Consider the following 18,727-nt stretch of genomic DNA (forward strand, 5'->3'; position numbering starts at 1 on the left):
TTGTGCAATACCCCTTGAATTTGTAGGAGATCGCCCCATATGCGGCGCTGTACGACGAGTGTGTCCGTCTCATTATTCAGCCAAGTATTTGATTTCAGGAGTGTTTTCGATGCAAGATCAAGAAAATCCAGAGGTGATTCCCCAGCCGGAGAGCGAAGCTGCTCCTGCTGCTCAGGCCGCTTCGGCAAACGGTGAACCCGGCCTCGAAGAACAGCTGAGCGCGACCGAAGCCAAGCTGGCTGAAATGCATGACGCGTTCATGCGTGCCAAGGCCGACGCCGAGAACATCCGCCGCCGCGCCCAGGAAGATGTCAGCAAGGCGCACAAGTTCGCGATCGAAAGCTTTGCCGAAGCCATGGTGCCGGTGCGCGACAGCCTGGAAATGGCCTTGAAGGTCGAAGCGCCGACCGTCGAGTCGATCAAGGAAGGCGTCGAGATGACGCTCAAGCAGCTGACCGCCGCCTTCGAGAAGAACCGTCTGGTCGAAGTCATGCCGCAGCAAGGCGACAAGCTCGATCCGAACAAGCATCAGGCAGTGGCCGTCGTGCCGGCCGACCAGGAAGCCAATACCGTGGTCAGCGTGCTGCAAAAGGGTTACATGATCTCCGATCGCCTTTTGCGTCCGGCTATCGTTACCGCAGCACAGGCAAAATAAGAAAAACATCCTGTGCTGATAGGCAAAGACCCTTGAAAGCACGCAGTTTTTCCCAATATTCCACATCATCCGAAACTTAGCATCTAAAGGAAAATAATCATGGGCAGAATCATCGGTATCGACCTGGGCACCACCAATTCGTGCGTCGCGATCATGGAAAACGGCCAGCCAAAGGTCATCGAGAACGCGGAAGGCGCGCGTACCACGCCGTCGATCATCGCTTACCAGGAAGATGGCGAGATCCTCGTCGGTGCACCTGCGAAGCGCCAGGCTGTCACCAATCCGAAAAATACCCTGTTCGCCGTCAAGCGCCTGATCGGCCGCAAGTACGACGAGAAGGAAGTTCAGAAAGACATCGGCCTGATGCCGTACCAGATCGTCAAGGCCGACAACGGCGACGCCTGGATCGGCGTGCGCGACAAGAAGCTGGCCGCGCAGCAGGTGTCGGCTGAAATCCTGCGCAAGATGAAGAAGACCGCCGAAGACTACCTCGGCGAAGAAGTCACCGAAGCCGTCATCACGGTGCCGGCCTACTTCAACGACTCGCAGCGTCAGGCAACCAAGGACGCCGGCCGCATCGCGGGCCTGGACGTCAAGCGCATCATCAACGAGCCGACCGCGGCCGCGCTGGCTTTCGGCCTGGACAAGACCGACAAGGGCGACCGCAAGATCGCCGTGTATGACCTCGGCGGCGGTACCTTCGACGTGTCCATCATCGAAATCGCGGACGTGGACGGCGAGAAGCAGTTCGAAGTGCTGTCGACCAACGGCGACACCTTCCTCGGCGGCGAAGACTTCGACCAGCGCATCATCGACTACATCATCGACGAATTCAAGAAGATCAACGGCCTCGACCTGTCGAAGGACGCGATCGCCCTGCAGCGCATCAAGGCCTCGGCCGAGCGCGCGAAGATCGAACTGTCGTCGTCGCAGCAGACCGAAATCAACGAGCCGTACATCGCCATGGCGAACGGCGCGCCGGTTCACCTGAACCTGAAAATGACCCGCGCTAAGCTGGAATCGTTGGTCGAGGAACTGATCGCCAAGACGATCGAGCCATGCCGCACCGCCATCAAGGATGCGGGCGTCAAGGTCACCGACATCGACGACATCATCCTGGTCGGCGGCATGACCCGCATGCCGAAGGTGCAGGAAAAAGTGAAAGAGTTCTTCGGCAAGGATGCGCGCAAGGACGTGAATCCGGACGAAGCCGTCGCTGTCGGCGCCGCGATCCAGGGTTCGGTGCTGTCGGGCGACCGCAAGGACTTGCTGCTGCTGGACGTGACGCCGCTGTCGCTGGGTATCGAAACCCTGGGCGGCGTGATGACCAAGATGATCCACAAGAACACCACGATTCCGACCAAGTTCTCGCAGGTGTTCTCGACCGCCGACGACAACCAGCCGGCGGTGACCATCAAGGTCTACCAGGGCGAGCGTGAAATCGCGGCCGGCAACAAGGGCCTGGGCGAATTCAATCTCGAGGGCATCCCGCCGGCAGCACGCGGCACCCCGCAGATCGAAGTGACCTTCGACATCGACGCCAACGGCATCCTGCACGTCGGCGCGAAAGACAAGGCCACCGGCAAGGAAAACAAGATCACCATCAAGGCGAACTCCGGTCTGACCGAAGAGGAAATCCAGAAGATGGTGAAGGACGCCGAGCTGAACGCCGAAGAAGACAAGAAGGTCAAGGAACTGGCCGAGTCGCGCAACCAGGCCGACGCGCTGGTGCACTCGACCCGCAAGTCGCTGACCGAATACGGCGACAAGCTGGACGCGGGCGAGAAGGAAAAGATCGAAGCCGCGATCACCGACCTGGAAGGCTCGATCAAGTCGGGCGACAAGGCCGACATCGAAGCCAAGACGGCCGCACTGACCACCGCCGCGCAGAAGCTGGGCGAGAAGATGTACGCCGACATGCAGGCGCAGCAGGCTGGCGGCGCGGGTGCCGACGGTGGCCAGCAGGCTGGCGGTGCGGACGCGTCGGCCCAGGCTGACGACGTCGTCGATGCCGACTTTAAAGAAGTCAAAGACGCGAAGTAATTTCGTCATCGCGTGACACGGCCGAGCCGACGTAGCCACCAGGTACGCGGCTCGGCTTTTTTGCTCAGACAGTTCGATTCAGTAGATAACAGCAAGGTGCCAAATGGCAAAGCGTGATTTTTACGAGATCCTTGGGGTCGCAAAGGGTGCTTCGGAAGAAGAGATCAAGAAGTCGTATCGCAAGCTGGCGATGAAGTACCACCCTGACCGCAATCCGGACAACAAGGAAGCGGAAGAGAAGTTCAAGGAGGTCAAGGAAGCCTACGAGATGCTGACCAATCCGGAAAAACGCGAGGCCTATGACCGTTACGGTCACGCCGGCGTCGATCCGAACATGGGCGGTGGCGGCGGCTTCGGCGCCGGTGGTTTCGGCGACGCCTTCGGCGACATCTTCGGCGACATCTTCGGCGGCGGACGCGGCCGCGGCGGCGGTGGCGGGCCCCAGGTCTACCGTGGCGCCGACCTGCGCTACAACCTCGAGATCACGCTCGAACAGGCCGCCAATGGCTTCGACACGACGATCCGCGTGCCGAGCTGGGACAAGTGCGATACCTGCCACGGCAGCGGCGCCAAGCCGGGCACCCAGCCGGTCACCTGCACCACCTGCGCCGGCCACGGCCAGGTGCGCATGCAGCAGGGCTTCTTCAGCATCCAGCAGACCTGCCCGAAGTGCCACGGCAGCGGCAAGATGATTCCGGAACCGTGTGCCGCCTGCTCGGGCGCCGGCCGCATCAAGCGCAACAAGACGCTGGAAGTCAAGATTCCGGCCGGTATCGACAACGGCATGCGCATCCGCTCGACCGGCAACGGCGAACCGGGCACGAATGGCGGCCCGTCGGGCGACCTGTACGTCGAGATCCACATCAAGCCGCACGCCGTGTTCCAGCGCGAAGGCGACGACCTGCATTGCGAAATGCCGATCTCGTTCTCGAAAGCGGCCCTGGGTGGCGAAATCGAAGTGCCGACGCTGACCGGCAAGGTGTCGTTCACGGTGCCGGAAGGCACCCAGACCGGCAAGACCTTCCGCCTCAAAGGCAAGGGCATCAAGGGCGTGCGCTCGGGCTATGCCGGCGACCTGTTCTGCCACATGATCGTCGAGACGCCGGTGAAACTCACGGAAAAGCAGAAAGACCTGCTGCGCGAGTTCGACCGTCTCACCAACGAAGGCGGCGCCAAGCACAGCCCGCAAAGCAAGGGCTGGATGGACAAGGTCAAGGACTTCTTCGAGTAAGACCGCACAGAGAAACCGCCGGGTGGCGCAAGTCCCCGGCGGTTTTTTTGCGCCGTGCGCTTTTGATGTTGCGTTTACAATACGTATCACTGACAGAAAACCACGGCAGGGCGCTTTGGCGGCCTGCCTCAGCAGGAGAATTGAATGGCGAAAACACCGACCGGCCTGACAGCGGCCGACCTCTTCGAGCGCAACCGCAAATGGGCGGCGACGATGGTCGAAGAAGACCCCGGCTTCTTCAAGGACCTGGCCTCGCAGCAGGCGCCGGAATACCTGTGGATCGGCTGTTCCGACAGCCGCGTACCGGCCAACGAACTGCTCGGCATGGCGCCGGGCGAGCTGTTCGTGCACCGGAATATCGCCAACGTGGTCGTGCACTCCGACCTGAACTGCCTCTCCGTGCTGCAGTTCGCGGTCGACGTCCTGAAGGTCAAGCACATCATCATCTGCGGCCACTACGGCTGCGGCGGCGTGCAGGCGGCGCTCACCAACACCCGCGTCGGACTGGCCGATAACTGGCTCGGCCACGTGCGCGACGTGCGCGACAAGCACGGCAAATACCTCGGCAACGTGGCGGGCGTATCGGCGACCAATCGCCTGGTCGAACTGAACGTTGCCGAGCAGGTCATCAATGTCGCCCACACGACCATCGTGCGCGACGCCTGGGAACGCGGCCAGCCGCTAACCATCCACAGCTGGGTCTACGGCGTGCATGACGGCCTGCTGCGCGACCTCGGCATCACGGTCAGCAGCTTCGACGAAATCGCGCCGAAGCTGGCCGTCGTCCTGGACGGCTACCGCGACCGCGGGGAAGAGCTGTGAGCGACGCCGCCGGGCAGGGCGAACTCGCCCGCCTGCGCGAGCTGGTGCGCGTGTTTGTGGACGAGCGCGACTGGGATCAGTTCCATACGCCGAAGAACCTGTCGTCGGCGCTGGCGGTCGAAGCGGCCGAGCTGCTGGAACACTTCCAGTGGCTCCAGCACGGTCGCATCGAGGAACTCGGGCTTGAGAAGCTGACCCAAGTGCGCCACGAGATGGCCGACGTGCTGGTGTATCTCGTGCGCCTGGCCGACAAGCTCGATGTCGATTTGATGGCGGCGGTCGAGGAAAAGATGATCCTCAACCGCGCCAAGTACCCGGCCGATAAAGTGCGCGGCGATGCGCGCAAGTACCACGAGTACAAGGATGTATGAAGTAGGGTGAACGGGGAAAATAAGTCCAGTACCGTAGGGTGGGCTCACCGAGCCCACGTGTTAGTAACGTAGGGTGGGCACCCCGTGCCCACGCGTGACGCACATCACGACTCTGCGTTGGCCGCGGCATATCGCCCCGCGGCGTTCAAAAAAATCTTGATATTCACGTCGTCGGTTCTGCGCACGCCCGTAACGCGTGGGCTCGGAGAGCCCACCCTACGGACGCTCCGAGCCCACGCGTTACGCTAGAACGTCACCAACCTGCTCCACGCCGTCGAGCACTTGTGATCCGCATCGAAGCTGGTCAATACCTTCACGCCCCCGCCCGACGCCACGTCCAGCCCGAGTACGGCGGACGAAGTCGTGGTCAGGGCCGGCCAGTTCGCCGGCACCTCGCCGCCGCTGTTCGGGTTGCCCGTCTTGGCGAAATTCGTCCAGTAGCGCGTCATCGCGGCCTGCAGCTGGCGCCGTTCGTCGTTCCTCAGGTCGCCCAGGTTGTACAGGTATTGCAGGTCGTAGGAGTGGGCGGCGCCTTGCGGGAAGCTGAGGTAATAGCTGCCGTTGGCCACGCCCACCGTCGGCAGGGCGGTCTGGTCGCGGAATTCGTACATCCACACCGGCGAACCCTGGGCGGCGATGCGCTGGGAGGTGCGCAGGGCGGGGCAGGAAAAGCCGAGGTCGGTCGCCAGGCTCGATGCCGCCAGGCTCGGCTGGGTGGCCGGATTGCTGCCGTAATTCGACAGCGGATAGAAGTTGTTGATGACGTCGTTGACGTTCAGGCCCGTTCCCGCCGTGAGGCCGGCGATGGTCGGCGCATAGCCTGCGGCCGGCAGCGCGAAGCTGGTGTTGGCCGGGTCGAAGTTGGGCGGCGTCGCAGCAGCGCGGCGGCCGGCTTCGTTGATCGCGATATACAGCGCGTATTCGTCCTCGTTGGCGCCGTTCACGGTCGGCACCTTGATGTTCTCGCCGGCCGCAAACGTCGCCTTGACGGATTTCGTCAGCACCTTGCCGTCGACCGAAGGCACCATGATCGGCAAGGCGGTGCTGATGGCATTGGCGAGGTGGGTGCGGATCACGGCGTCGGGCAGGCTGCGCAGGCAGGCGGCCGTGACGGCGCCCGGCGCGCAGGCGATGCCGCCGACGCCGGCAGTGCGCGCCGCGTTGATCGCGGTGTCGACGATGGCGCCGCTGGCGGCTGCCATCTGCGCCGCGCTGAGCTGGCGGTCGTTGCCGTAGTTCCCGCTCTGGATCATCGCCTTGCTGAACAGGCCGCGCGAGCCGGGCGACGCGAGGTGGGTCATCACGCTGAAGCCGCCGGCCGATTCGCCGAAGACGGTGACGTTGTTCTTGTCGCCTGCGAACTGTACGATATTGTCCTGTACCCATTTCAGGGCTGCCTGTTGATCCATGATGCCGTAGTTGCCGGCGGTGCCGTCGGTAGCGAGCGAAGGGTGGGCGAGGAAGCCCATGGCGCCGAGCCGGTAGGCGACGTTCACGACGATCACGCCCTTGGTCACCAGGGGAGAAGGATCGGCATAGACCGAGGTGCCGCCCGTATTGAAAGCGCCGCCGTGCAGGTTGACCATGACCGGGAAGGGGCCGAGGCCCGTGGGCGCGTGTACGTCGAGGTAGAGGCAATCCTCGCTGTCGCCGGACAGGCGGAAGGGGCTGGCGCTGGTCTGCAGGCAGGGCGCGGCCGAGCGGGTCGCGGCCAGGGTCGTCGTCCACGGCTGCGGCGGCACCGGCGCCGTCCAGCGGCGTTCGCCGACCGGCGGTGCGGCAAACGGGATGGCGAAATAACTGCGCATGCCCAGGCGGTCAACGGCGCGCACCTCGCCGCCGGCGGTGCGCACGACATCCATGGCGCTGCTCGGATCCGAATAATCGCCGCCGCAGGCGGCCAGCAGCAGGACGACGCTCGATGCGAGCAGGGTTTTGATGGGATGCGGCGCTGTCTTGTTCACTGCGTGTTTCCTCGTTTTGGCTGTTGTGCGGCGTGACCGGGCGGCCACATCTCAATGTGATGTAGATCAATTGATCATAGCGGGTAATTGAACAGCGTGGAGCGAGGACGGCGCTGGATCATGCGCGGTGAATGAGGTGGCGCGGAACGGCGCCGAATCGGCCCCCTTTAGCGGCGATCGATACCGAGGATGCCGTCAGAGCTGGCGATGCCGAGAATGTCCATCAGCCGCTCGAGTTCCACGGCCAACAGCACGCGCAAGCTGTCGTCGGCGACGGCATCGAGGGTCTTCTGGAACTGGCGCAGTACCCACCACTTGGTCGGATGCGCGGCCACGCCGGCGAGCAGGCGCTCGGTCAGCGCGTCCAGCCCCGGCAGTGGCGGTGCGGCCCCCTCCCGATAGGCGCGCAGGGCGTCGAGCACGCGCGGCACGATGAACAGCGGCGCGTCGACCACCCGCGCCATCGGGTCGTCAGTCATTCGACGCGGCCCTTCACACGCCGCCCATGCAGATGTATTTCACGACGAGGTAGTCGTCCATCCCGTAGATCGAGCCTTCGCGTCCCAGGCCGGACTGTTTGACGCCGCCGAAGGGCGCGACTTCGGTCGAGATCAGGCCCGTGTTCACGCCCACCATGCCGGTCTCGATCCCCTCGGCGACGCGCCAGACGCGGCCGATGTCGCGCGAATAGAAATACGAGGCCAGGCCGAACTCGGTGCCGTTGGCCAGTGCGATCACCTCGTCTTCGGTCGTAAAACGGAACAGCGGCGCCAGCGGCCCGAAGGTTTCCTCGCGCGCCACCGCCATCTCGGCCGTGACGTCGGCCAGCACGGTCGGCTGGAAGAAGCTGTGGCCGAGCGCATGGCGCTTACCGCCCAGCAGCAGGCGCGCCCCTTTGCCCAGGGCGTCGGCGATGTGCTGCTCGACTTTGACGACCGCCTTCTCTTCGATCAGCGGGCCCTGGTTGACGCCCGGCTCGACGCCATTGCCGACTTTCAGCTTGTCCACGGCGGCCACCAGCTTCTGCGCGAATTCTTCGTAGACGCCGTCCTGTACATAGATCCGGTTGGCGCAGACGCAGGTCTGGCCGGCGTTGCGGTATTTGGAGGCGATCGCGCCTTCGACGGCGGCGTCGATGTCGGCGTCGTCGAAGACGATGAAGGAAGCGTTGCCGCCCAGTTCCAGCGAGATCTTCTTGACCGTCGGCGCGCATTGCTCCATCAGCAGGCGGCCTACCGCCGTCGAGCCCGTGAAGCTGAGTTTGCGTACCAGCGGATTGCCCGTCATCTCGGCGCCGATCGCTTTCGCATCGCCGATCACGACGCTGAACACGCCTTTCGGCACGCCCGCGCGTTCGGCCAGCACGGCCAGCGCCAGCGCGGAATACGGCGTCAGCTCGGCCGGCTTCAGCACGATCGGGCAGCCGGCGGCCAGGGCCGGGGCGACCTTGCGGGTGATCATCGCGGCGGGAAAATTCCAGGGCGTGATGGCGGCGCAGACGCCGATCGGCTCTTTCGTCACGACGATGCGGCGATCCGGCCAGGGCGACTGGATCGTCTCGCCGGCGACGCGCTTGGCTTCCTCGCCGAACCACTCGAAGAAGGAGGCCGCGTAGGCCACTTCGCCTTTTGCTTCCGCCAGAGGCTTGCCCTGTTCGGCCGTCATCAAGAGGGCCAGGTCGTCGGCATTTTCCAGCATCAGGTCGTTCCACTTGCGCAGGATGAGACTGCGCTCGCGCGCGGTTTTCCTGCGCCAGGCCGGCCAGGCCGCAGCCGCGGCTTCGATCGCGCGCCGGGTTTCCTGCGCGCCCATGTGCGGCACCGTGCCCAGTTTTTCGCCGGTCGCCGGGTTGATCACGTCGACCGTGGCGGATTCATTCGCGTCGCACCAGGCGCCGTCGATATAGGCTTGCTGGCGCAGCAGGGTCGGGTCTTTCAGGTTCAGCATGGGGTTCCTCGCTCGGATTCTGGTCGGTTCGATTTCCCATGGTAGACCTTTTTCGCGCCGCCCGCCCCGCCGCGCGCCTCAGTTGCCGCGGTAGGTCGAGTAGCCGTAAGGGCTCAGCAGCAGGGGAATGTGGTAGTGCTGGGACGTGTCCTCGACCTTGAATTCGACCGGGATCTGGTCGAAGAAGGTGGGCTGGCGCAGGCGGGCATAGTGTTCGCCGGTCTTGAAGACGATGCGGTAGGCGCCCTTGGCCAAAGCCTGGCCGGCCGGATGCAGGGCGCGCACGCGGCCCTGGGCGTCGGTTACGGCGCTGCCCAGCACACGCCACTCGGCGCCGCTGCGCTGCTCGAGGGTCACGCCGACGCCGGCCGTAGGCTGGCCGCTTTGCAGGTCGAGGATGTGGACGCTGAGCGGGTTGTCGGCCGCGGCGGCAAGCAGGGACGCGCCCATCAGGGTGGCGCCGAGGAGGATACGGGAGAGGGTTTTCATGGATGGCTTTCCTGTTAAAAAATCAGTGGACGGGTGCTTCGAACGCGGCGCTCGCGGCAATGGCGGCGCGCGCGCAGGCATGGTCGTTGGCGGCCCCGCCGCCGCCGGCCACGCCGATGGCGCCGACGACCTGGCCTTCGGCGCGCAGGGGAATGCCGCCGCCCAGCAGCAGCAGCTCGGGCAGGTGCGCCAGGTTGCGCGCGTCGGGGTCGGCGGCGGCCTTGCGCGCCAGCTCGAGCGTGGCGCTGCGGGTCGACAAGGCGGTGTACGCCTTGCGCCGGCTGGCCTCGGTGTTGTGCGGGCCGACGCCGTCGGCGCGCTGCAGGGCGACCAGGTTGCCGCCGCGGTCGACGACCGCGACGACAATGGCGCGGCCTTCCTTGCGGCAGGCCTCGACCGCGGCGGCGGCGGCACCGTTGGCCGCAGCGAGCGACAGGTCGGGAAGATGGGGCAGGGCGGCGGCCGGCTGCGCCAGCAGGGCGGCGCACAGCGCCAGGGCGGGCTTGAACATGGTGCTCCTTCGTCGGTGGAGCCGTTACTGTAGGGCCGCGCTCCCGACGCGCACGTGACGGCCAGATGACAATTCCGTCATGTTCGCGGCCGCGCCTGCGGCTTAGAATGCAGCCATGCACATCCTCATCATCGAAGACGAGCCGAAGACCGGCGACTACCTGCAGCGCGGCCTGCGCGAGTCCGGCTTCACGGCCAGCCTGGCGCGCAACGGCCAGGACGGACTGCATCTCGCGCGCGAGGAAGCGGTCGATCTCGTCGTGCTCGACGTCATGCTGCCGCGCATGAACGGCTGGGAGGTGCTGGCCGCCTTGCGGGCTGGCCCGGCGACGGCCCGGCTGCCGGTTCTGTTCCTGACTGCGCGCGACGAAGTGCAGGATCGCGTCAAGGGGCTCGAACTGGGCGCCGACGATTACCTGGTCAAGCCCTTCGCCTTCGTCGAGCTGCTGGCGCGCATCCGCACCCTGCTGCGGCGCGGGCCGGCGCGCGACGACGAGCCCCTGCGCGTCGGCGACATGGAGATCGACGTCATCGCCCGCCGGGTGAAGCGGGGAGGCGAGCCGATCTCGCTGACGGCCCAGGAATTCAATCTGCTGCACCTGCTGGCACGGCGCCAGGGCCAGGTGCTGTCGCGCTCGCTGATCGCTTCGGCGGTATGGGACATGAACTTCGACAGCGACACCAACGTCATCGACGCCGCCATCCGGCGCCTGCGCCGCAAGATCGACGATCCCTATGCGAGCAAGCTGATCCATACAAGGCGCGGCATGGGCTATGTCTGCGAAGTGCAGGCGGAGCCGTCCGCGTGAAGGGCTCGCTGACCCTGCGCGTCAGTCTCGCCCTGATCCTGATCGTGGCCAGCAGCGCGGCCGGGCTGGGCCTGTACCTGTACCACGCCTTTGTCGGCGAAATCGTGCGGCGCGACGAGATCGCCCTGCGCGGCAAGCTGCGCCAGGTGCAGCAGCTGCTTGCCACGCCGGACGCGCAGGCGCTGCTGCACGAACGTCCGCAATATTTCCGCGACACGATGAGCGGGCAGGAAAATGCGCTGGTGCGCATCCTCGATGCGGATGGCCGCTTGCTGCTCGACATCAACCCAGCGGGCGAGCGCTACCCGCTGCCATCGCTCGCCGATGGGGTGATGCAGACGCCGATCCTGGCCTGGAGCAGCCGCGCCGGCGCACCGGCCGCTGTCATTTCCGGCAGCGCCCGCCTGGGCGATGAGCGCGCCGTGCGGGTGCTGGTGGCGCGGGTCTATGCCGACCGCAGCGCCATGTTCGCGCGCTACCGCAACCAGATCGTGCTGGGCTGTACCGGCGCGGCCTTGCTGGCCGGCCTGCTGGCGGCGCTGATGCTGGTGCGCGGCCTGCGGCCCCTGCGGGCGATCGCCGCGCACGCCGCGCTGGTGCGGCCGGGCCGGCTCGACAGCCAGATCGACGGCGCCCAGGCGCCACGCGAACTCCAGCCCCTGATCGCCGCACTGAACGCCATGCTGGTGCGCCTGCATGACGGCTACACGCGGCTGTCGGGGTTCTCGGCCGACCTCGCGCATGAGTTCCGTACGCCGGTCAACAGCCTGCTCGTCCAGATGCAGGTGGCGCTGGCCCAGCCGCGCAGCGCGGGCGAGATCGAGGAATTGCTGGTCTCGAACGTGGAGGAGCTGGAACGGCTGGCGCGCATGATCGACAGCATGCTGTTTCTCGCGCGGGCACAGCAGGAAGACGTGGTGCCGGTGCGCGAGACGCTGGAGATCGGCGAGGAATTCGCGCGCGTTGCAGAATTCTTCGAAGGCATGGCCGAGGAGCGCGAGGTGCGCCTGGCTTGCAGCGGCGCGGGCACGGTGCAGGCCGATGCCCAGCTGCTGCGGCGAGCGCTGGCGAACCTGCTGTCGAATGCGATCCGCCATGCGCATCCGGGCACGACCGTCACGCTCGCGGCCGATGTGCGCGCGGGCCATACCGAACTGATCGTCACTAACCAGGGCGACCCGATCGGGGCGGACGACCTGCCGCACCTGTTCGAGCGCTTCTACCGGGCCGACGCGGCGCGCAGCACAGGCGCGGGATCGACCGGGCTCGGCTTGTCGATCGTCAGCGCCATCATGGCCCTGCATCGCGGCCGGGCGGAAGTGCGCACGGCGCCGGGAACGGTCAGCTTCGTCCTGTTATTTCCTGTGAACTAGCTCTGGCCTGCTGTGTTGGCACCCTTCTTCAGTTAACGTTACCCTTTTGCTATGAAACCGCGAATTGTTTAGCAGATCGGCACGACGTTTGCGAGGTATCCGCTTCGTGTTTGATCTGGATTAATGGCCTATCGCGCTCTGACCAGATTGCTCGTATGATGGTCTCAGTGCGCCCACGACAAGGTAGACACCCATGCGCCCCATCGTCATCGTTCCAGCATGCACGCGTGATTTCGGCGAACACCCGTATCACGCGGCCCAGCACAAGTATGTCGACGCCATCGTCCTTGGCGCCGACTGCGCACCCATGATCCTGCCTTCGCTCGGCAAGGATCTCGACCTGGAAACCATGCTGCAGCTGTGCGACGGGATCATGCTCACCGGTTCGGCCTCGAATGTGCACCCCAGCTATTACTCGGAAGAGGTGCTCGATCCGTCCCTGCCGCAAGATCCGGCGCGCGACGAAACGACCTTGCCGCTGATCCGCGCGGCCGTCGGACGGGGCATTCCGATCATCGCGATCTGCCGCGGTTTCCAGGAGATGAACGTGGCCCTCGGCGGCTCGCTGCACCAGGCGGTGCAGATGGTGGAAGGCAAATTCGACCACCGCGAGAACCCCGAACTCGGCATGGACGAACAATACGGCGACGCGCATAAAATCATGCTGACCCCGGGCGGCATGCTGCACGGGATCGTTGGCGCCAACGAAATTCCCGTCAATTCGCTGCACGGGCAGGGCGTCAATGAAATGGCCCCCGGCCTGGTGGTCGAAGCGGTCGCGGAAGATGGTTTAGTGGAGGCTTTCTCGGTCGGCGCCGCGCCCGGTTTTACCCTGGCGGTGCAATGGCACCCCGAATGGCGCATCACGCACAATCCGTATTCCATGAAGATGTTCGGCGCCTTCGGCCAGGCCTGCCGCGACTACCGCGCCAAGAAACAGGGCCGATCATGAACGCCTGCACCAAATGGGCGGCGTGCGCCGTGCCCTAGCTTGCCTCGTTCTCTCCCTACATGCGGGGCGCCGCGTTGCGCCCTTGCGACCTTGAACACACCGAGAGGCAATGATGGCAATCCGCGAGAATTTTTCTTACACCGACATGGACGAGTGGCTCAATGCCAAGCGCGTCACCGAAATCGAATGCCTGGTTCCCGACCTGACCGGCGTCGCCCGCGGCAAGATCCTGCCCCGGGTTAAATTTACCGAAGAGCGCGGCATGCGCCTGCCGGAAGCCGTGCTCGGCATGACCGTCACCGGCAATTCGCCGACGGACGACGAGGCCTACGACCGCGCCATTTCCGCCACCGACCGCGACATGATCCTGAAGGCCGACCCCACCACCATCACCATGGTGCCCTGGGCCGTCGATCCGACGGCGCAGGTGATTCACGACTGTTATTTCGCCGACGGTAACCTGGTCGACTTCGCCCCGCGCTCGGTGCTGCGCCGGGTGTTGAAACTGTACGAGGAGAAGGGATGGAAGCCGCTGGTCGCGCCCGAGCTCGAGTTTTACCTGACGGCGAAGAACATCGACCCGGATCTGCCGCTGGCCGCCCCGATCGGCCGCAGCGGCCGCGCCGAGACCAGCCGCCAGGTCTACAGCATCGACGCCGTCAACGAATTCGATCCGCTGTTCGAGGACATTTACGATTACTGCGACCTGATGAACCTCGACGTCGACACCCTGATCCACGAGATCGGCGCCGGCCAGATGGAAATCAATTTCCAGCACGGCGACCCGCTCGGGCTGGCCGACAAGGTGTTTTATTTCAAGCGCACCCTGCGCGAGGCGGCCCTGAAACACGACATGTACGCCACCTTCATGGCCAAGCCGATGGCGAATGAGCCGGGTTCGGCCATGCACGTGCACCAGAGCGTGGTCGACGCCAAGACCGGGCGCAATATCTTCAGCAACAGCGACGGCGGCGCGTCCGACCTGTTCCACCATTACATCGGCGGCCTGCAGCGCTACATGCCTTCGGCCATGGCGATCGTCGCGCCCTATGTCAATTCCTACCGCCGCATCGTGCGCCACACGGCGGCGCCGATCAACCTGCAATGGGGCATCGACAACCGCACGGTGGGCTTCCGGGTGCCGGTGTCGGGCGCGCAGGATCGGCGCATCGAGAACCGTATCATCGGCGCCGACGCCAACCCGTACCTGGCGCTGGCCGTGACGCTGGCCTGCGGCTACCTCGGCATGGTCGACGCCATGGCGCCGACCCCGATCGTCGAGGGCAGTGCCTACAAGATGCCGGTCGAGCTGCCGCAAGGCCTGCCCGAAGCGCTGAACCTGGTGCGCAACGAGACGCGCCTGCGCGAAGTGCTGGGCGACCGTTTCATCGATGTCTATTCGGCGATCAAGGAACTCGAGCACCAGGAGTTCATGACCGTCATCAGTCCATGGGAGCGCGAACACCTGTTACTGCACGTCTGAATTTTGCCGCACGTTTGACCAGGGTTTCAAACTAAAACTAGGGTTTATAAACTAAAACGAGGTGCGATCATGGCAACCGACGATACGGCGGTGCTTGCCGCCAGCATGGTCTCCGCGGGCATACCGGACGCGGAGACTTTCGATACGCGCGCCATCCAGGCGCGCGACGCCGCCCATTTCCTGCATCCGTTCACCGACCATGCGGCCCTGCGCACCCGCGGCGCGCGCGTGATCGTGCGCGGGCAGGGCGTGTACCTATGGGATTCCGAGGGCCGCCAGCTGATCGACGGCATGTCCGGGCTCTGGTGCGTCAACGTCGGCTATGGCCGCACGTCGATCTCGCAGGCGGTCTACCGGCAGATGGAAACGCTGCCCTTCTATAACAGTTTTTTCAACACCACCAACGTGCCGGCCGTGCAGCTCGCGACCGAACTGGTGGCCCTCAGCCCGCCCCAGTTCAGTCACGTGTTCTTCACCGGCTCCGGTTCGGAAGCGAACGACACGATCGTCCGCATGGTGCGGCGCTACTGGGACATCCTCGGCCAGCCCGAACGGCAGGTCATCGTCAGCCGCAAGAACGCCTATCACGGCAGCACCATGGCGGGCGCCTCGCTGGGCGGCATGGCCGGCATGCATGCCCAGGGCGGCTTGCCGATCCCCGGCATCCGCCACATCGGCCAGCCGAACTACGCCGAACACGGCCATGGACTGAGCGAGAACGCGTTCGGGCTGGTGGCGGCCGGCTGGCTGGAGGACGAGATCCTCGCCGTCGGCCCCGACAAGGTGGCCGCCTTCATCGGCGAGCCGGTGCAGGGCGCGGGCGGCGTCATCATCCCGCCGCCGACCTACTGGCCGGAAGTGCAGCGCATCTGCGACAAGTACGGCATCCTGCTCGTGGCCGACGAGGTCATCTGCGGCTTCGGGCGCCTGGGCGCCTGGTTCGGCTCCGAACTGATGGGCATGCGTCCCGACCTGATCAGCTTTGCCAAGGGCGTCACCTCGGGCTATGTGCCGCTCGGCGGCGTGCTGGTCGGCAAGCGTGTGGCGCAGGCGCTGGTGGAACAGGGCGGCGATTTCAACCACGGTTTTACCTATTCCGGCCACCCGGTCGCCTGCGCGGCGGCGCTGGAAAACCTGCGCATCCTGCGCGAGGAACGGCTGGTCGAGAAGGTGGCGCTGGAAACCGGGCCGTACCTGAAAGCGGCGTTCAATGAACTGGCGACGCATCCGCTGGTGGGGCACGCCGAGAGCTGCGGCATGGTGGCGGGATTGAACCTGGTACGGCGCAAGGGATCGGGGCCGCACGACTGCGAACGTTTCGCGTCCGACCTGCAGGTGGGGATGGTGTGCCGCGGGCACATGTTCGACAACGGCGTCATCATGCGCGCCGTGGGCGACCGGATGATCGTGGCGCCGCCGCTGGTGATGAGTAAAACGGAGATCGACGAAATGGCGGCGCGGATCCGGGATTGCCTGGATCTGACCCTGGCGGATATCCAGGCGCGCGGCTGGATGTAATTGCCGTGACTTGAACCGAAGGGACGTAGGGTGGGCGGCTTTGCCGCCCACCCTACAGTTTCAGGCGCTGGCCCCGATCGTCTTCGGCGCTTCGGTACGATTCTTCAGGAACTGCGGCGCCAGCGAACCGAGGAACATGCCGGCAAACGCCGCCAGCAAGCCCGCCAGCTGCCCCGGGAAGGCTTCGCCCAAATCGGACACCTGCGGGAAGAGAAGGATCCACACGAACAGCCCGGCGCCGATCGACAGGATCGCGCCCTGGGTCGTGGCGCGCTTCCAGTACAGGCCCATCACGAGCGGCACGAAGGCCGCCACCAGCGTCACCTGGTAGGCGGACGACACCAGCTCATAGATCGAGGTGCCTTCCATCGCGATCGCATACGCCAGCACCAGGGCGGCGAAAATCACGATGGTGACCCGCATGGCGAACAGCTGCTGCTTGTCGCTCATGCCGGGGCGCAGGTTCTTCAGGATGTTTTCCGTAAAGCTGGTCGACGGCGCCAGCAGCGTCGCCGACGAAGTGCTCTTGATCGCCGAGAGCAGGGCGCCGAAGAACAGGATCTGCATGATCAGCGGCATTTTCGTCATGACGAAGGTCGGCAGCAGGCGCTGGTAGTCGTTCTTGGCGATGTCGAGGGCGTTGTCGCCCATCACCACCACGGCGGCGGCGACGATGAACATCGGCACGAAACCGAACAGGATGTAGCTGGCGCCGCCGATCACGGCGCCGGTGCGCGCGGTCGGAGCGTCCTTGGCCGACATCACGCGCTGGAACACGTCCTGCTGCGGGATCGAACCGAACATCATGGTGATGGCCGCGGCAAAGAAGAAGACGATGTCGGTAAAGGTGGGCTCCGGCCAGATGCGCCACAGGTCGGCCTGCTGCGCCATGTCGAGTACGCGGTCGGCGCCGCCGGCGAGGTCGGCCGCGAAGAAGGCGATGATCGACATGCCCAGCACCAGTACGATCATCTGGATGAAGTCGGTCAGCGCGACGGCCAGGAAGCCGCCCACCACCACATAGATCAGCACCGCCAGGGTGCCGATCACCATGCCCACGGCTGGGGCCATGGCGCCGCCCGTCAGCACCGAGAACACCAGGCCGAGCGCCGTGATCTGGGCCGCCACCCAGCCCAGGTAGCTGAGGATGATGGCGACCGAGCAAAAGATCTCGATGCCCTTGCCGTAGCGCTGGCGGTAGTAGTCGCCGATGGTCAGCAGGTTCAATTTGTAGAGCTTGGTGGCGAAGAACAAGCCGACCAGGATCAGGCAGGTGCCGGCGCCGAACGGATCTTCGATGACGGCGTTCAGGCCGCCCTGCACGAATTTCGCCGGCACGCCCATCACGGTCTCGGCGCCGAACCAGGTGGCGAAGGTCGTCGTGATCACCATGATCAGCGGCAGGCTGCGCCCGGCGACGGCGAAGTCGCTGGTATTCTTGATGCGCGTACCCGCCCAAACCCCCAGCGCCAGCGTGCCCAGCAGGTAGAGCACGACACAGGTAATCAAGGTGTAGTTCATGGTGATGAAAGCTCCGGGGCTGCGGGTCTGGCAACACTTCCATGGCTGCGTTACATCGTCTCGCCGTACCAGCGTACTGTCTCCGACGATGCGCCTTGCCCTGAAAGCTTTGCCACACCCTCTAAATATTATCGGGCGGAAAATCGGCGATTATAGCGGCAGAACTTCGTCGCCGGATGGGGTTCTCACTGTTTTTCCTAGGGATTCTATTCACTTTGGAAGGAACACTGGCATGCCAACAACACCATGGTACGAACGCGCCGCCGCGCTGCGGATCGACGGCCGCGCTTTCATAGGCGGCGAGCGCCTGGCCGCCCGCTCGGGAGCGCATTTCGACTGCCTGTCGCCGGTCGACGGGCGCAAGCTCGCCGAGGTGGCGCGTTGCGACGGCGCCGACGTCGACGCGGCGGTGGGCGCCGCCCGCGCCGCCTTCGAGGATCGGCGCTGGGCTGGCATGGCGCGAGCATTTGATGTTGCTGGTGTGAAGCTTCCGCCGCACGCGTTAACGGTTGTGCACCGTAGGGTATCAGTACTGCTGGATTACCGTATACCCGCCGCCATCGCCCGGCTTCGACTCCACCAGCGCATAGCCGTCGATCTTCCAGACCAGCGGCGGCGCTTGCGCCGGTACGGCGGCATTGTTGGCGCGCCGCGCCAGGGTCACGTGGGGACGGTATTTGCGCGCCTCGGGCTGCAGGCCGAGCGCGAGCAGGGCTGCGGACAGCTTGGCGTGCAGGTCGAGTAATTCCGGCGGCTCCTCGTGCGGCTCCAGCACGGCGATCCCGTGCGGCCAGAGCTTGGGCACGCCGATCGACAGGGTAAACGGCGTGAACGGCACCTGGAAGCCGCGGCGCAGCTCGGGAAGGCGTTCGCTCGGGATCTCGCCGAGAAAATGCAGGGTCAGGTGCAGTTTATCGGTGTGCACCGGGCTGGCGCCGCGCGGCCAGTCCCAGGCGTCGCGCCGCTCGCGCAGGGCGTGGCGGATCGCGGGATCCGGCCACAGCGCCAGGAACAGCCGGGTGCTGGGCACACCTTCCAT

Annotated in this window: 17 protein-coding genes and 1 pseudogene; 11 read left to right on the top strand and 7 right to left on the bottom strand. The window is 65.1% G+C overall.

Annotation, left to right across the window (positions count from 1 at the left end; all coding sequences use genetic code 11):
• The first annotated feature begins 109 nt into the window (after positions 1–109).
• The 5 genes from grpE to ASF77_RS19315 all read left to right on the top strand — a co-directional run bounded on the left by grpE (position 110) and on the right by ASF77_RS19315 (position 5,122).
• A complete protein-coding gene (gene grpE / locus ASF77_RS19295) occupies positions 110–655 on the top strand; it encodes a nucleotide exchange factor GrpE (RefSeq protein ID WP_056343110.1) in 546 nt (181 codons plus the stop codon).
• Positions 656–754: 99 nt separating this feature from the next.
• Complete coding sequence (gene dnaK, locus ASF77_RS19300) at positions 755–2,698, top strand: molecular chaperone DnaK (RefSeq protein ID WP_056343113.1); 1,944 nt, start codon at positions 755–757, stop codon at positions 2,696–2,698.
• 103 nt (positions 2,699–2,801) lie between these two features.
• Positions 2,802–3,929: a molecular chaperone DnaJ gene (gene dnaJ, locus ASF77_RS19305; protein WP_056343119.1), complete on the top strand. Its 1,128-nt coding sequence runs from the start codon at positions 2,802–2,804 to the stop codon at positions 3,927–3,929.
• Between the two features lie 144 nt (positions 3,930–4,073).
• Complete coding sequence (gene can / locus ASF77_RS19310; RefSeq protein ID WP_056343122.1) at positions 4,074–4,751, top strand: carbonate dehydratase; 678 nt, start codon at positions 4,074–4,076, stop codon at positions 4,749–4,751.
• The gene (locus ASF77_RS19315) at positions 4,748–5,122 is read left to right on the top strand and encodes a nucleotide pyrophosphohydrolase (protein WP_056343130.1); all 375 of its coding nucleotides are present in this window, start codon (positions 4,748–4,750) and stop codon (positions 5,120–5,122) included. Before can ends, ASF77_RS19315 begins: the two co-directional genes overlap by 4 nt.
• A gap of 245 nt (positions 5,123–5,367) precedes the next feature.
• Here the strand turns inward: ASF77_RS19315 and ASF77_RS19320 are convergent, their stop codons facing one another.
• The 5 genes from ASF77_RS19320 to ASF77_RS19340 all read right to left on the bottom strand — a co-directional run bounded on the left by ASF77_RS19320 (position 5,368) and on the right by ASF77_RS19340 (position 10,033).
• Positions 5,368–7,086: a carboxylesterase/lipase family protein gene (locus tag ASF77_RS19320; protein ID WP_056343133.1), complete on the bottom strand. Its 1,719-nt coding sequence runs from the start codon at positions 7,084–7,086 to the stop codon at positions 5,368–5,370.
• Between the two features lie 167 nt (positions 7,087–7,253).
• Positions 7,254–7,565, bottom strand: coding sequence for a hypothetical protein (locus ASF77_RS19325; RefSeq protein WP_082493909.1), 312 nt, complete (start codon positions 7,563–7,565; stop codon positions 7,254–7,256).
• A gap of 13 nt (positions 7,566–7,578) precedes the next feature.
• Positions 7,579–9,033 carry an NAD-dependent succinate-semialdehyde dehydrogenase gene (locus ASF77_RS19330; RefSeq protein WP_056343138.1) on the bottom strand — a complete coding sequence of 485 codons (1,455 nt, stop codon included), beginning with the start codon at positions 9,031–9,033 and terminating at the stop codon, positions 7,579–7,581.
• A 78-nt stretch (positions 9,034–9,111) separates the two neighbouring features.
• The gene (uraH, locus tag ASF77_RS19335; protein WP_056343140.1) at positions 9,112–9,522 is read right to left on the bottom strand and encodes a hydroxyisourate hydrolase; all 411 of its coding nucleotides are present in this window, start codon (positions 9,520–9,522) and stop codon (positions 9,112–9,114) included.
• Between the two features lie 22 nt (positions 9,523–9,544).
• Positions 9,545–10,033, bottom strand: coding sequence for a heme-binding protein (locus ASF77_RS19340; RefSeq protein ID WP_056343143.1), 489 nt, complete (start codon positions 10,031–10,033; stop codon positions 9,545–9,547).
• A 115-nt stretch (positions 10,034–10,148) separates the two neighbouring features.
• Here ASF77_RS19340 and ASF77_RS19345 point away from each other — a divergent pair, with 115 nt between their 5' ends.
• The 5 genes from ASF77_RS19345 to ASF77_RS19365 all read left to right on the top strand — a co-directional run bounded on the left by ASF77_RS19345 (position 10,149) and on the right by ASF77_RS19365 (position 16,167).
• Positions 10,149–10,841 (top strand): heavy metal response regulator transcription factor, encoded by a 693-nt coding sequence (locus tag ASF77_RS19345; protein WP_056343152.1) that lies wholly within the window; start codon positions 10,149–10,151, stop codon positions 10,839–10,841.
• Complete coding sequence (locus tag ASF77_RS19350) at positions 10,838–12,214, top strand: heavy metal sensor histidine kinase (RefSeq protein WP_056343155.1); 1,377 nt, start codon at positions 10,838–10,840, stop codon at positions 12,212–12,214. The genes ASF77_RS19345 and ASF77_RS19350 overlap by 4 nt, the downstream gene beginning before the upstream one ends.
• Before the next feature lie 193 nt (positions 12,215–12,407).
• Complete coding sequence (locus tag ASF77_RS19355; RefSeq protein ID WP_056343161.1) at positions 12,408–13,166, top strand: gamma-glutamyl-gamma-aminobutyrate hydrolase family protein; 759 nt, start codon at positions 12,408–12,410, stop codon at positions 13,164–13,166.
• A 112-nt stretch (positions 13,167–13,278) separates the two neighbouring features.
• A complete protein-coding gene (locus ASF77_RS19360) occupies positions 13,279–14,649 on the top strand; it encodes a glutamine synthetase family protein (protein ID WP_056344149.1) in 1,371 nt (456 codons plus the stop codon).
• Positions 14,650–14,754: 105 nt separating this feature from the next.
• Positions 14,755–16,167: an aspartate aminotransferase family protein gene (locus ASF77_RS19365; RefSeq protein WP_229445528.1), complete on the top strand. Its 1,413-nt coding sequence runs from the start codon at positions 14,755–14,757 to the stop codon at positions 16,165–16,167.
• 60 nt (positions 16,168–16,227) lie between these two features.
• On the opposite strand, the gene ASF77_RS19370 is transcribed toward ASF77_RS19365, so the two are convergent.
• Positions 16,228–17,688: a sodium:solute symporter family protein gene (locus tag ASF77_RS19370; RefSeq protein WP_056343164.1), complete on the bottom strand. Its 1,461-nt coding sequence runs from the start codon at positions 17,686–17,688 to the stop codon at positions 16,228–16,230.
• Between the two features lie 232 nt (positions 17,689–17,920).
• Here ASF77_RS19370 and ASF77_RS23815 point away from each other — a divergent pair.
• Positions 17,921–18,154, top strand: a pseudogene (locus ASF77_RS23815) (aldehyde dehydrogenase family protein); the annotation flags it as partial.
• 60 nt (positions 18,155–18,214) lie between these two features.
• Here the strand turns inward: ASF77_RS23815 and thpR are convergent.
• Positions 18,215–18,727: an RNA 2',3'-cyclic phosphodiesterase gene (thpR, locus tag ASF77_RS19375; protein WP_056343165.1), complete on the bottom strand. Its 513-nt coding sequence runs from the start codon at positions 18,725–18,727 to the stop codon at positions 18,215–18,217.

The organism is Massilia sp. Leaf139 (assembly GCF_001424165.1).
GTDB lineage: Bacteria > Pseudomonadota > Gammaproteobacteria > Burkholderiales > Burkholderiaceae_D > Telluria.

Coding starts and splice junctions, on each gene's coding strand:
- ASF77_RS19360 (WP_056344149.1), top strand. CDS start 13,279: ATGGCAATCCGCGAGAATTTTTCTTACACCGACATGGACGAGTGGCTC.
- grpE (WP_056343110.1), top strand. CDS start 110: ATGCAAGATCAAGAAAATCCAGAGGTGATTCCCCAGCCGGAGAGCGAA.
- ASF77_RS19370 (WP_056343164.1), bottom strand. CDS start 17,688: ATGAACTACACCTTGATTACCTGTGTCGTGCTCTACCTGCTGGGCACG.
- ASF77_RS19365 (WP_229445528.1), top strand. CDS start 14,755: ATGGTCTCCGCGGGCATACCGGACGCGGAGACTTTCGATACGCGCGCC.
- ASF77_RS19340 (WP_056343143.1), bottom strand. CDS start 10,033: ATGTTCAAGCCCGCCCTGGCGCTGTGCGCCGCCCTGCTGGCGCAGCCG.
- ASF77_RS19330 (WP_056343138.1), bottom strand. CDS start 9,033: ATGCTGAACCTGAAAGACCCGACCCTGCTGCGCCAGCAAGCCTATATC.
- can (WP_056343122.1), top strand. CDS start 4,074: ATGGCGAAAACACCGACCGGCCTGACAGCGGCCGACCTCTTCGAGCGC.
- ASF77_RS19325 (WP_082493909.1), bottom strand. CDS start 7,565: ATGACTGACGACCCGATGGCGCGGGTGGTCGACGCGCCGCTGTTCATC.
- ASF77_RS19355 (WP_056343161.1), top strand. CDS start 12,408: ATGCGCCCCATCGTCATCGTTCCAGCATGCACGCGTGATTTCGGCGAA.
- thpR (WP_056343165.1), bottom strand. CDS start 18,727: ATGGAAGGTGTGCCCAGCACCCGGCTGTTCCTGGCGCTGTGGCCGGAT.
- uraH (WP_056343140.1), bottom strand. CDS start 9,522: ATGAAAACCCTCTCCCGTATCCTCCTCGGCGCCACCCTGATGGGCGCG.
- dnaJ (WP_056343119.1), top strand. CDS start 2,802: ATGGCAAAGCGTGATTTTTACGAGATCCTTGGGGTCGCAAAGGGTGCT.
- dnaK (WP_056343113.1), top strand. CDS start 755: ATGGGCAGAATCATCGGTATCGACCTGGGCACCACCAATTCGTGCGTC.
- ASF77_RS19345 (WP_056343152.1), top strand. CDS start 10,149: ATGCACATCCTCATCATCGAAGACGAGCCGAAGACCGGCGACTACCTG.